This window comes from Pseudomonas sp. GD03862 (assembly GCF_029840855.1).
GTDB lineage: Bacteria > Pseudomonadota > Gammaproteobacteria > Pseudomonadales > Pseudomonadaceae > Aquipseudomonas > Aquipseudomonas alloputida.
On the sequence record NZ_JAOCDI010000016.1, the window covers coordinates 39449 to 52197 of the forward strand.

At 60.1% G+C, this 12749-nt stretch carries 11 protein-coding genes and 2 tRNA genes; all 13 read right to left on the reverse strand.

Annotated features, from left to right (window positions below):
• Window positions 1–118 precede the first annotated feature (118 nt).
• Window positions 119–2224, reverse strand: coding sequence for a polyribonucleotide nucleotidyltransferase (pnp, locus tag N5D53_RS12795; RefSeq protein WP_064493341.1), 2106 nt, complete (start codon window positions 2222–2224; stop codon window positions 119–121).
• Window positions 2225–2474: 250 nt separating this feature from the next.
• The gene (rpsO, locus tag N5D53_RS12800; protein ID WP_003249971.1) at window positions 2475–2744 is read right to left on the reverse strand and encodes a 30S ribosomal protein S15; all 270 of its coding nucleotides are present in this window, start codon (window positions 2742–2744) and stop codon (window positions 2475–2477) included.
• 147 nt (window positions 2745–2891) lie between these two features.
• Window positions 2892–3809 (reverse strand): tRNA pseudouridine(55) synthase TruB, encoded by a 918-nt coding sequence (gene truB / locus N5D53_RS12805; RefSeq protein ID WP_104962587.1) that lies wholly within the window; start codon window positions 3807–3809, stop codon window positions 2892–2894.
• Between the two features lie 3 nt (window positions 3810–3812).
• The gene (rbfA, locus tag N5D53_RS12810; protein WP_003249967.1) at window positions 3813–4211 is read right to left on the reverse strand and encodes a 30S ribosome-binding factor RbfA; all 399 of its coding nucleotides are present in this window, start codon (window positions 4209–4211) and stop codon (window positions 3813–3815) included.
• 116 nt (window positions 4212–4327) lie between these two features.
• Window positions 4328–6868: a translation initiation factor IF-2 gene (infB, locus tag N5D53_RS12815; protein ID WP_003249965.1), complete on the reverse strand. Its 2541-nt coding sequence runs from the start codon at window positions 6866–6868 to the stop codon at window positions 4328–4330.
• 27 nt (window positions 6869–6895) lie between these two features.
• Window positions 6896–8377, reverse strand: a complete 1482-nt coding sequence (gene nusA, locus N5D53_RS12820) for a transcription termination factor NusA (protein WP_003249963.1) — start codon at window positions 8375–8377, stop codon at window positions 6896–6898.
• Window positions 8378–8436: 59 nt separating this feature from the next.
• Window positions 8437–8895: a ribosome maturation factor RimP gene (rimP, locus tag N5D53_RS12825; RefSeq protein ID WP_003249960.1), complete on the reverse strand. Its 459-nt coding sequence runs from the start codon at window positions 8893–8895 to the stop codon at window positions 8437–8439.
• 129 nt (window positions 8896–9024) lie between these two features.
• Window positions 9025–9101 (reverse strand) — tRNA-Met (locus tag N5D53_RS12830).
• Between the two features lie 100 nt (window positions 9102–9201).
• A tRNA-Leu gene (locus N5D53_RS12835) sits at window positions 9202–9287 on the reverse strand.
• 21 nt (window positions 9288–9308) lie between these two features.
• Window positions 9309–9707 carry a preprotein translocase subunit SecG gene (gene secG, locus N5D53_RS12840; protein ID WP_020193781.1) on the reverse strand — a complete coding sequence of 133 codons (399 nt, stop codon included), beginning with the start codon at window positions 9705–9707 and terminating at the stop codon, window positions 9309–9311.
• Window positions 9708–9711: 4 nt separating this feature from the next.
• Window positions 9712–10467 carry a triose-phosphate isomerase gene (gene tpiA, locus N5D53_RS12845; protein WP_003249956.1) on the reverse strand — a complete coding sequence of 252 codons (756 nt, stop codon included), beginning with the start codon at window positions 10465–10467 and terminating at the stop codon, window positions 9712–9714.
• 65 nt (window positions 10468–10532) lie between these two features.
• Entirely contained in the window at window positions 10533–11873 is a 1341-nt protein-coding gene (gene glmM, locus N5D53_RS12850) for a phosphoglucosamine mutase (RefSeq protein WP_014592408.1), read from the reverse strand.
• Window positions 11874–11889: 16 nt separating this feature from the next.
• Window positions 11890–12741, reverse strand: a complete 852-nt coding sequence (gene folP, locus N5D53_RS12855) for a dihydropteroate synthase (protein ID WP_010955359.1) — start codon at window positions 12739–12741, stop codon at window positions 11890–11892.
• Window positions 12742–12749 lie beyond the last annotated feature (8 nt).

Below are 12749 nucleotides of genomic sequence, written 5' to 3' on the forward strand. Positions count from 1 at the left end.
GTCGTGCATTTTGCAATCAGCGCGGTAAACCTGCATGCAAGATGCAAGTCCGCAAAAGGTTCCCGTCCCCATGAAAAAAGGGCCCCGAAGGGCCCTTTCTCTATAGCGTGACGGTCGCTTAGACGCCCGAGGCCTTGGCCGCAGCGACGTCCTTGATCGACAGCTTGATACGGCCGCGGTTGTCCACGTCCAGTACCAGCACTTCAACTTCCTGGCCTTCCTTGAGGATGTCGGTGACTTTCTCGACGCGAGCATCGCTCAGCATGGAGATGTGCACCAAACCGTCCTTGCCAGGCAGGATGTTGACGAAGGCGCCGAAGTCGACAATGCGCTCAACCTTGCCGACGTAGATCTTGCCGATCTCGGCCTCGGCGGTGATGCCCAGGATGCGCTGCTTGGCAGCATCTGCCGCTTCCTTGGTTTCGCCGAAGATCTTGATCGAGCCGTCGTCTTCGATGTCGATCGAAGCCTTGGTCTCTTCGCAGATGGCGCGAATGGTGGCGCCGCCTTTACCGATGACGTCGCGGATCTTGTCGGTGTCGATCTTCATCGCGATCATGGTCGGGGCGTTGGCCGACAGTTCGGTACGCGACTGGCCAATGACCTGGTTCATCTGGCCGAGGATGTTCAGGCGCGCTTCCAGGGCTTGGCCCAGGGCGATTTCCATGATCTCTTCGGTGATGCCGTTGATCTTGATGTCCATCTGCAGCGCGGTGACGCCCTTGGCGGTACCGGCTACCTTGAAGTCCATGTCGCCCAGGTGGTCTTCGTCACCCAGGATGTCAGTCAGGACTGCGAACTTGTCGCCTTCCTTGACCAGGCCCATGGCGATACCGGCAACCGGCGCCTTCATCGGCACACCGGCGTCCATCAGGGCCAGGGATGCACCGCAGACCGAAGCCATGGAACTGGAACCGTTGGATTCGGTGATTTCCGAAACCACGCGGATGGTGTACGGGAACACGTCAGCAGCAGGCAGCATGGCCTGAACCGAACGGCGGGCCAGACGGCCGTGGCCGATTTCGCGACGGCCAGCACCGCCCATGCGGCCACACTCACCTACCGAGAACGGTGGGAAGTTGTAGTGCAGCATGAAGGGGTCTTTCTTCTCGCCTTCGAGGGTGTCCAGCAGCTGGGCATCACGGGCAGTACCCAGGGTCGCAACGACCAGGGCCTGGGTTTCGCCACGGGTGAACAGTGCCGAACCGTGAGTTTTCGGCAGCACACCTACTTCGATGTTCAGCGGGCGTACAGTCTTGGTGTCGCGGCCGTCGATACGTGGCTTGCCGTTGACGATGTTTTCGCGAACGGTGCGGTATTCGATTTCGCCGAAGATCTCTTTTACTTCGGAAGCCGAAGGCTGGCCTTCTTCACCGGAGAACTTGGCAACCGCCTGGTCACGCAGCTCACCCAGACGCGCGTAGCGGTCGGCTTTGACGGTGATGGTGTAACCCTGCGAAACCGCTTCGCCGAACTCGGCGCGGATAGCATTGAACAGCTCGGTGTTGGCAACGGCAGGTTTCCAGTCCCAAGTCGGCTTGCCAGCTTCGGCAGCCAGCTCTTTGACAGCCTGGATAACAGCCTGGAATTCGTCGTGGGCGAACAGTACGGCACCCAGCATCTGGTCTTCGGTCAGCTCTTGAGCTTCCGATTCAACCATCAGTACAGCGTCGGAGGTACCGGCAACGACCATGTCCAGGCTCGAGGCAGCCAGTTGCTCGTAGGTCGGGTTCAGCAGGTAGCCAGTGCTTTCGTGGAAGGCAACGCGGGCAGCGCCGATCGGGCCTTCGAACGGAATGCCGGAAATGGCCAGGGCAGCCGAGGTACCGATCATCGCAGCGATGTCCGGGTCGGTCTTCTTGCTGGTGGAAACCACGGTGCAGACGACCTGCACTTCGTTCATGAAGCCTTCCGGGAACAGCGGACGGATCGGACGGTCGATCAGGCGCGAGGTCAGCGTCTCTTTCTCGGAAGGACGGCCTTCACGCTTGAAGAAGCCACCTGGGATCTTGCCAGCGGCGTAGGTCTTTTCCTGGTAGTGAACCGACAGCGGGAAGAAACCCTTGCCTGGATCAGCCTGTTTGGCGCCTACCACAGTCACCAGCACGGTGACGTCGTTGTCGACGGTAACCAGCACGGCGCCGGTTGCCTGACGGGCAATACGGCCCGTTTCGAGAGTGACGGTCGATTGACCGAACTGGAAAGTCTTGATTACCGGGTTCACGGTTTCCTACCTTTTTCAGTGGCTCTTGGGGGAACTGGTTTCTTGCGAATTCTTGGGCAGAACGGGGAATCGGCCCCATTGACCGTCCAGATACAACACGAGGCTGGGAGCCTGGCACCAAGCGGAAAAACCGCTCAGCATTGCCAGGCTGCCAACCTCGGAGATACGCGTGAAGTGCCCAACGGCAGCGCTGCAAAACAGCCCTGCCGAAGCCTGCGACACCCCACGCACACCACTGACCAGGCCGCTATTAGCGACGCAGGCCCAGGCGACCGATCAGGGCGCTGTAACGAGTGGTGTCTTTGCCCTTCAGGTAATCCAGCAGCTTACGACGCTGGTTGACCATACGGATCAGACCACGACGGGAGTGGTGGTCTTTGTCGTTGGCCTTGAAGTGGCCTTGCAGCTTGTTGATGTTGGCGGTCAGCAGAGCAACCTGCACTTCCGGGCTACCGGTATCGCCGGCGGCTTGCTGATATTCGGCAACGATCTGAGCTTTTTCTTCAACGCTGAGGGCCATGTGGCTTCTCCTGATAACGGATCCCGCATGCGGGGTCCAATAGGCCAGGGACAAATCCCTGTATTAATAAAAAAGGTGTGACCGTGCCTACTGACAGCCACCCTTGATGCCGTGGGGCTCGGCAACTGCCTGACCCCGCGGTTTCGGTCATTCCGACCGAATCAGCCGACGCGGCGCAATGCGCCCGTCTTCGCTCACTTCACCGATACCGATGAAGCGTGCATTGTGATCCTGTACCCGAACCATGCCAAATTGTGGCGCGTCCGGCGCGCGTACCGCCTGGCCATGCAGCCAGTAGAACGCACTGTGTTCCGACAGGCTGACCAACGGCCAGTCCTGCAGCCCGCTGTCCGATGGCATCAGGAAGCGGTCGAGCGCTTCGTTGCCACCTTCGGCATGGGCCTGTTCGAGTTCCTCGAGGGTGACCGTCTGTGCCAGCGCAAAGGGCCCTGCCTGGGTCCTGCGCAGCTCGGCGACATAGGCGCCGCAACCAAGGGCTTCACCGATATCCTCCACCAGCGTGCGGATATAGGTGCCTTTGCTGCATCCTACGCTCAGCCGTGCACGGGTGCCTTCGCACTCGAGCAACTCCAAGCGGTTAATAGTAACAGAACGCGCCTCGCGCTCCACTACCTCTCCTGCACGTGCCAGCTTGTACAACGGCTGGCCGTCACGCTTGAGCGCCGAGTACATAGGCGGTATCTGGCTGATCGGGCCGCGAAAACGTGGCAGCAGTGCCTCGATGTCGGCGCGACCAACGGTCACCTCGCGGGTCTGCAGCACCTCACCCTCGGCATCGCCGGTGTTGGTAGTCTGCCCCATCTGCATGACGGTTTCGTAGCCCTTGTCGGAATCCAGCAAGTACTGCGAAAACTTGGTCGCTTCACCGAAGCACAGCGGCAACACGCCGGTCGCCAGCGGGTCGAGGCTACCGGTATGGCCGGCCTTTTCCGCGTTCAGCAGCCAACGCACTTTCTGCAAGGCGGCATTGGAAGTGAAGCCCAGCGGCTTGTCGAGCAGGATGATGCCGCTGACATTGCGGCGGATACGTTTGACCTGGGCCACCGCTTACTCCTTGGTGTCCGACTCGTCGGCATCCTTGTGCAGGCGGTCTTCGGCCACTGCACGCTCGATCAGCGCCGACAGGTGCACACCACGGCTGACACTTTCATCGAAATGGAAGTGCAGCTGCGGCACGCTGCGCAGTTGCATCGAACGCCCCAGGTGCAGACGCAGGAAGCTGGCGGCGCTATTCAATGCCTTGAGCGACTGCTGCACGGCATCCGGGGTTTCCTCGCCCATGACAGTGATGAACACCTTGGCATGGCCCAGGTCACGGCTCACGTCCACGGCGGTGATAGTCACCAGACCGACACGCGGATCCTTGACTTCGCGACGGATCAGCTCGGCCAGCTCGCGCTGCATCTGATCGCCAATACGTTGGGTACGGCTATATTCTTTGGCCATTCTTGCTACCTGTAACTTAAAGCGGCAAACGCCCGGACAGACGAATGCCTGACCGGGCGCTACCTGAAGAGGTACCGCAAGCCGCCCTGTAGCAGGCGCTTGCGGCTCGCTCGCCCTTAAAGGGTACGAGCCACCTGGACTTTCTCGAAGACTTCGATCTTGTCGCCGACCTTGACGTCGTTGTAGCTCTTGACGCCAATACCGCACTCCATGCCCGAACGGACTTCGGAAGCATCGTCCTTGAAGCGACGCAGCGATTCCAGCTCGCCTTCGAAGATCACAACGTCATCACGCAGTACGCGAATCGGACGGTTGCGGTACACGGTACCCTCGATGACCATACAGCCAGCGATGGCGCCGAACTTCGGCGAACGGAACACGTCACGCACTTCGGCGACACCCAGGATGTTCTCGCGAACATCGCTGCCGAGCATGCCGGTCAGGGCCTTCTTGACGTCTTCGATGATGTCGTAGATCACGTTGTAATAACGCATATCCAGACCTTCCTGCTCGACGATCTTGCGCGCACCGGCATCGGCACGCACGTTGAAGCCGAACAGTACTGCATTCGAAGCCAGCGCCAGGTTGGCGTCGCTCTCGGTGATACCACCGACGCCACCACCAATCACGCGCACTTGCACTTCGTCGTTGCCCAGGCCGCCGAGCGAACCCTGCAGCGCTTCCAGAGAACCACGCACATCGGTCTTGAGAACGATGTTGAGGGTTTTCTTCTCTTCCTGACCCATGGTCTCGAAGATGTTTTCCAGCTTGCCGGCGTGAGCACGGGCCAGCTTGACCTCGCGATATTTGCCTTGACGGAACAGGGCAACTTCACGGGCTTTCTTCTCGTCGGCAACCACGGACAGCTCGTCACCGGCTTCCGGAGTACCGTCCAGGCCGAGGATCTCGACCGGGATCGACGGGCCAGCTTCCTTCACAGGCTTGCCGTTCTCGTCGAGCATGGCGCGAACGCGGCCATAGTTGGAACCGCACAGGACCATGTCGCCCTGACGCAGGGTACCGTCCTGAACCAGGATGGTCGCCACCGGGCCACGGCCCTTGTCCAGGCGCGATTCGACGACCACACCACGACCTGGCGCGGTTGGGGTAGCGGTCAGTTCGAGGATCTCGGCCTGCAGCAGAACGGCTTCGAGCAGCTCGTCGACACCGGTACCCATCTTCGCCGAAACCTTGACGAACGGCGTGTCACCACCCCAGTCCTCAGAGGTAACGCCTTCGACGGACAGCTCGTTACGGATGCGATCGAGGTCAGCACCTGGCTTGTCGATCTTGTTCACCGCAACGACCAGCGGAACACCGGCTGCCTTGGCATGCTGAACGGCTTCGCGGGTTTGTGGCATCACACCGTCGTCCGCCGCCACCACCAGGATGACAATGTCGGTTGCCTTGGCACCACGGGCACGCATCTGGGTAAACGCAGCGTGACCTGGGGTATCGAGGAAGGTGACCATGCCGCGGTCGGTTTCCACGTGGTAGGCACCGATGTGCTGGGTGATACCACCGGCCTCGCCAGCGGCAACCTTGGCACGACGGATGTAGTCGAGCAGCGAGGTCTTACCATGGTCAACGTGACCCATGACGGTAACCACCGGCGCACGCGACTCGGTCTGGCCTTCGAACTTCAGCGATTCGGCCAGGGAGTCTTCCAGGGCGGTATCGCTGACCAGAGTGACCTTGTGGCCCAGCTCTTCGGCGATCAGCTGAGCGGTTTCCTGGTCGAGCACCTGGTTGATGGTAACCGGGGTCCCCATCTTGAACATGAACTTGACCACTTCAGCGCCCTTGACGGACATCTGGTTGGCCAGCTCGGAGACCGTGATGGTCTCGCCGATGGTCACGTCACGGATGACGGGGCCAGTCGGGTTCTGGAAGCCGTGCTGATTACGCTTTTTCAGCTTGCTCTTGCCACCACGACCACGACGAGCGCCATCGCTCTCTTCGTCGGTAGTACGCGGAGCGGCACGCGGAGTCGGCGCCTTTTCCTTCTCCTTGACCTTGACCTTGATCGACACGCGAGGTGCCTCGCCACGACGACGGTCGTCATCACGGGTACGGCTTTCGTTGCGACGGGTCTCGTCTTTCTTGCGCTCGGCAGCACGGGCTGCGGCGTCTTCAGAGGCCGGGGCGTCTGCGACTACCGGGGCCGGAGCAGCGACCGGAGCAGCGGCAGGAGCCGGCTCTGGCTTGGCAGCAGGCGCAGGGGCGGCGGCTGCGGAGCCGGCGGCCTGACGGCGAGCCTGCTCTTCGTTGCGCTGGCGAACTTCGGCCTCGACCTTGTCGCGAGCGGCATTTTCAGCCGCGCGGCGCTCATCCAGCTCACGCTTCTGCTCAGCCTGGATTTCTTCAGGGCTGCGCTGAACGAAAACTTTCTTCTTGCGTACTTCTACGCTGATGCTCTTGCTACCGGCGACACGCAGGGTGCTGGTGGTTTTGCGCTGCAAGGTAATCTTGCGCGGCTCTTCCGCCTTGCTCTTGTGGCTGCTTTTCAAATGAGTCAGCAAGGTCTGCTTCTCATTGTCGGTCACTACCTGACCGGCGTCGGTGTGCGGCAGACCTGCCTCACGCATCTGCTGCAGCAGGCGCTCTACCGGTGCCTCGACCTCTTGGGCCAGTTCTTTCACCGTGACTTGCGTCATGCACTTCTCTCCTCAGGCCGCGCCTAATTACTCGAACCAGTGGGCTCGGGCGGCCATGATCAACTTGCCGGCACGCTCTTCGTCGATGCCGTCGATGTCGAGCAGATCGTCGATCGACTGCTCGGCCAGGTCTTCGCGGTTAACCACGCCGCGCACCGCCAGTTCAGCCGCCAGGTCTTTGTCCATGCCCTCAAGGGAGAGCAGGTCTTCGGCCGGGTGGGCGTCTGCCAGTTTTTCTTCGGTAGCGATGGCCTTGGTCAACAAACGGTCCTTGGCTCGAGCGCGGAGCTCATTGACGATGTCTTCGTCAAAGCCATCGATGTTGAGCATTTCTTCCAACGGTACGTAGGCAATTTCTTCAAGGCTGGTGAAGCCTTCGTCGACCAGCACTTGGGCCAGCTCCTCGTCGACTTCCAGTTCCTCGATGAAATTGCGCAGGATGTCACCGGTTTCGGCCTGTTGCTTGGCCTGGATGTCCTTCTCGGTCATCACGTTCAGGGTCCAGCCGGTCAACTGACTGGCCAGGCGAACGTTCTGACCGCCACGGCCAATGGCCTGGGCCAGGTTGTCCTCGGCGACGGCGATGTCCATGGCATGGGCATCTTCATCAACGATGATCGCCGCGACTTCAGCCGGCGACATGGCGTTGATGACGAACTGCGCCGGGTTATCGTCCCACAGGACGATATCCACACGCTCACCACCCAACTCCCCGGATACGGCCTGGACGCGCGAACCACGCATGCCGATACAGGCACCTTGCGGATCGATACGCTTGTCCTTGGAGCGGACGGCAATCTTGGCTCGCGAACCCGGATCACGGGAAGCAGCCATGACTTCGATGAGGCCCTCGGCAATTTCCGGCACTTCAATGCGGAAAAGCTCGATCAGCATCTGCGGCGCGGTGCGCGACAGAATCAGCTGTGGGCCACGGTTTTCGGTGCGAATTTCCTTGAGCAGCGCACGCAGGCGCACGCCAACACGGAAGGTTTCGCGCGGAATGATGTCTTCGCGAGCCAACAAGGCCTCGGCGTTGTTGCCCAGGTCAACGATGACGTTGTCGCGGGTAACCTTTTTCACGGTACCGGAGATGATCTCGCCAACGCGCTCACGGTAGGCATCGACCACCTGGGCACGCTCGGCCTCACGGACCTTCTGCACGATGACCTGCTTGGCGGTCTGGGCGGCAATACGACCGAACTCGATGGACTCGATCTTCTCTTCGATCACGTCACCAACCTTGGCTTCAGGGTGGGTGTCCTTGATCTTGTCCAGCCAGGTCTCGATCGCCGGATCATCAAGATCGGCTTCGTCGACCACGGTCCAGCGACGGAAAGTCTCGTAGCTACCGGTGTGGCGGTTGATTTCCACACGTAGGTCGACTTCGTCTTCAAAACGTTTTTTGGTTGCAGTGGCCAGGGCCACTTCCAGCGCTTCGAAAATGACGCCGGGCGGTACACCTTTTTCGTTGGATACCGATTCAACAACCAGCAGTACTTCTTTGCTCATCGTACGCCTCGCCTTGCGCAAGCCATTGGGCCCGGATAGTCCGCCGGGCCCGGCACGTCTCAGTCAAAACTGGGAATAATATTGGCCTTGTCGATCGAGTCGATCGGTAACAGGAACTCCTGGTTGTCCACTTGGACCACCACATCCTGCTCCTCCACACCGCGGAGAAGGCCCTGGAAGTTACGACGACCCTCGAAGGGTGAGCGCAGCTTGATCTTCACTTGTTCGCCGGCATGCGAGGCAAACTGTTCCAGCGTGAACAGTGGGCGATCCATGCCTGGAGAAGACACCTCGAGGGTGTACTCACTGCTGATTGGATCTTCCACATCGAGGATTGCGCTGGCCTGACGGCTGACTGCTTCGCAGTCGTCCACCAGAATACCGCCTTCCTTGTCGATGTAGATGCGCAGTACCGAATGCTTACCCTGGGAAACGTATTCGATCCCCCAGCACTGATAGCCCAGACCCTCGACAACCGGGGCCAACAAGGCCTGCAACTGTTCTAGCTTGCTCGACACCTGAACCCCCTCGTGCATGCTGTGCAAATAAAAAATGGGCGAAGCGCCCATCCCTGAAAGCGCCGTAGGACAACGACGCCGAAACTGTTCGGTTAGCAAAAAGCCCCTGAAAAGGGGCTCCGCTGAAGCTGGTTGCGGGGGCTGGATTTGAACCAACGACCTTCGGGTTATGAGCCCGACGAGCTACCAAGCTGCTCCACCCCGCGACAAAGCTGGGGCAAAAGTATAAGACCGAACCCTGTTGAGGGTCAAATCCAAACATTCACCTACAAGAAAGCCCGCTAAAGCGGGCTCTCAAGCTTTAATTGGTACCGAGAAGGGGACTCGAACCCCTACACCCTATGGGCACAACCACCTCAAGGTTGCGTGTCTACCAATTCCACCACCTCGGCAATACTACTACTTGAAACCCGTTACTTCTGCTCTTGAGCCGGAGGAGGTACATCACCCGTATTATTGGTGGTTTCGCTCTTCTGCTGTTGGAGCACCGGTACATCATCATTAACTGCCGGTTTTTGCGGCTCTTTCACTTCTAGCACTGCTGGATCTGGAAGACCTGCTTGGCTAAGCTGGTGAGCTTGTTGCTTCGCGAAGTATCCTAACCCAAGTGCTGTCAAAAAGAAAGTGGCAGCGAGTATAGCAGTTAATTTACTTAGGAACGTTGCAGAGCCTTGGCTCCCGAACACGGTGTTTGAGGCCCCCGCGCCGAAAGATGCACCTGCTTCAGCACCTTTACCCTGTTGCAACAGAACCAGCACTACAAGCGACAGCGCTGCCAACAGATGAAAAACAACGATGACTGTTTCCAGCATTTGTTCAGTTTCCTGCGGCGCGACAAATTGCACCGAATTCGTCTGCGTTCAGGGAAGCCCCACCAATGAGACCCCCATCGATATCCGGCATGCCGAACAGTTCGGCCGCATTGGCCGCCTTCACGCTGCCGCCGTATAGCAACTGCACCTTCGCAGCCACTTCAGCATCTTCTGCCGCCAACTGGCCGCGGATGGCGGCGTGCACATCCTGGGCCTGCTGTGGCGTGGCCGTAAGGCCCGTACCGATGGCCCATACAGGCTCATAGGCAATTACTGCATCGGCAAAAGCCTTAACACCGAATGCTTCGATGATACTGCTTAGTTGACGCCCGACAACTTCGAGCGTCTTGCCAGCCTCGCGCTCCTCAAGGGTTTCCCCTATGCAAAGCACTGGCTTCAAGCCTTTGGCCTGGGCTGCTGCAAACTTGCGATTGAGCACTTCGTCGGTTTCACCAATAATCTGGCGACGCTCCGAATGGCCAATCAACACCAACTTGCAACCTGCTTCAACCAGCTGCTCGGGAGCAACTTCCCCGGTCAGCGCACCCTGTTCGGGTTGTACAGCAGAATTCTGTGCGCCGACAGTAATTTCTTTACCTGCCAGGCCATCAATCACCTGATTGATGAACAAGGCCGGTGGAAATACGGCGACTTCCACTCCGCTCGGCAAGGCGAGATTACTCAAGCCTTTGGTCAGCTCAGCGACGCTAGCGCGGGTACCGTGCATTTTCCAGTTACCAGCTACCATAGGGCGACGCATGCTTTACCTCGTCGGTCAAAGTGGGCGCAGATCTTACCCAACCAGATCTGCGCTGGCAAGCGCCTTCAGACACAAACTTCGCCGACCAGTTTGGCCAGCGCTTCAGCATGGGCCCGCACCTGGCTTTCGTCCTCGCCCTCAACCATGACCCGCACCAACGGCTCGGTACCGGACTTGCGCAACAGCACACGACCCCGCCCCGCCAGCGCTTCGGTAACCTTGGCACTGGCTTCCTTGACGGCGGGGTGCTCCAGCGGGTCGACCTTGCTGGCGCCAAAGCGCACATTGATCAGCACCTGCGGGCACTTGCGCAGGGCCTGACGGGCCTGGGCCAGGGTTTCGCCCCGGCGCTTGAGCGCCATCAACACCTGCAGCGCGGCAATGATCGCGTCGCCCGTTGTGGTGTGGTTGCAGCACACGACGTGACCGGAGTTTTCACCGCCGACCAGCCATTCACGCTCCAACAGCTCGGCCATGACGTAACGGTCGCCGACCTTGGCCCGCACAAACGGGATGTCCAGGTCCTTGAGCGCCAGCTCCAGGCCCAGGTTACTCATCAGCGTACCGACCACCCCGCCTTGCAGCTTGCCATGTTCCTGCAGGTCGCGAGCAATGATGAACAGCAGCTCGTCACCGTCGACGATGGCGCCCGTGTGGTCGACCATCAGCACGCGATCGCCGTCACCGTCAAAGGCAATGCCGAGATCGGCATGCCCGACCAGTACAGCGGCCTGCAGTGATTCGATGTGTGTCGAGCCGCAACCTTCGTTGATGTTCAGGCCGTCCGGTTGCGCATGCAGCACGGTCACGTCGGCACCCAGCTCACGGAATACGCTGGGCGCAACCTTGTAGGTAGCACCATGGGCGCAGTCGACCACCAGCTTGAGGCCGTCGAAGCTGGTGCTGCTCGGCACGCTGCTCTTGCAGAATTCGATGTAGCGGCCGGCGGCATCGTTGATACGCGAAACCTTGCCCAGCTTGCCCGACTCGACAACGGTCATCGGTTGGTCGAGCAGCTCTTCGATCATCAGCTCGACCTCGTCCGGCAGCTTGGTGCCCTGGCCCGAGAAGAACTTGATGCCGTTGTCATCGTGCGGGTTGTGCGAGGCACTGATGACGATGCCGGCTTCGGCGTGGAAGGTACGCGTGAGGTAGGCGATGGCCGGTGTCGGCATCGGCCCGAGCAGCATCACATCGGCACCTGCCGCGGAAAGCCCGGCTTCCAGTGCGGACTCGAACATGTAGCCGGAGATACGCGTGTCCTTGCCCACCAGCACGCGGCAATGGCCCTGCTTGCGGAAGGCCATGCCGGCCGCCCAGCCAAGCTTCAGCATGAAGTCAGGCGTGATCGGGTATTCGCCGACGCGGCCACGAATGCCGTCGGTACCAAAGTATTTTCTGCTCATAGGGACTCCAATGTTCTTATTCGGCGTTTTGCACCGCAGCGATCATGCGTACCACATCAACGGTTTCGGCCACGTCATGTACCCGAAGGATGCTCGCCCCTTTGGTCATGGCCAACGCCGCCAGCGCAAGGCTGCCGTACAAGCGCTCGCCGACCGGACGTTCCAGCGTCAGGCCGATCATGCTCTTTCGTGAAACGCCCACCAGCAGTGGGCGCCCAAGGCGATAGAGCGCTTCCATGTGCTTGAACAGGCTCAGATTGTGCGCCAGTGTCTTGGCGAAACCGAAGCCTGGGTCAAGGATGATTCTATCAGCGTCGATGCCCGCTGCTGCGCAGGCGGCCATCCGCTGTTCAAGATAACGGGTGACGTCGGCGGTCACGTCCTGGTACTGCGGATCGTCCTGCATGTTGCCTGGCTCGCCACGCATGTGCATGAGGCACACCGGCAGACCGGTATCCGCCGCAGCGTCCAGGGCGCCATCGCGCTCCAGGGCCCGTACGTCGTTGATCAGCCCGGCCCCCAGGCGCGCGGCTTCACGCATGACAGCAGGCGTGGAGGTATCGACCGAAATGACCACGTCGAGGCGACTGTTGATGGCCTCGACCATTGGCGCCACACGCTCCAGCTCCTCGGTCACCGAGACTGCACGCGCACCCGGGCGCGTGGACTCGCCACCGATATCGATCAGCGTTGCGCCGGCGGCAACCATCGCTTCGGCGTGGCGCAGGGCCTCGTCGCGCTGACTGAAGCGACCGCCATCGGAGAAGGAATCGGGGGTGATATTGAGAATACCCATGACATGGGTATGCGACAAATCAAGAACCCGGCTGCCGCAAGGCAACCGGGTGGGGTACTGCACTGAGCTCATAGATGCCC

Bases quoted from the DNA above. Each gene is read 5' to 3' on its own strand.
- rpsO (WP_003249971.1), bottom strand. From the start codon at position 2,744: ATGGCCCTCAGCGTTGAAGAAAAAGCTCAGATCGTTGCCGAATATCAG.
- rbfA (WP_003249967.1), bottom strand. From the start codon at position 4,211: ATGGCCAAAGAATATAGCCGTACCCAACGTATTGGCGATCAGATGCAG.
- infB (WP_003249965.1), bottom strand. From the start codon at position 6,868: ATGACGCAAGTCACGGTGAAAGAACTGGCCCAAGAGGTCGAGGCACCG.
- nusA (WP_003249963.1), bottom strand. From the start codon at position 8,377: ATGAGCAAAGAAGTACTGCTGGTTGTTGAATCGGTATCCAACGAAAAA.
- secG (WP_020193781.1), bottom strand. From the start codon at position 9,707: ATGCTGGAAACAGTCATCGTTGTTTTTCATCTGTTGGCAGCGCTGTCG.
- tpiA (WP_003249956.1), bottom strand. From the start codon at position 10,467: ATGCGTCGCCCTATGGTAGCTGGTAACTGGAAAATGCACGGTACCCGC.
- glmM (WP_014592408.1), bottom strand. From the start codon at position 11,873: ATGAGCAGAAAATACTTTGGTACCGACGGCATTCGTGGCCGCGTCGGC.
- folP (WP_010955359.1), bottom strand. From the start codon at position 12,741: ATGAGCTCAGTGCAGTACCCCACCCGGTTGCCTTGCGGCAGCCGGGTT.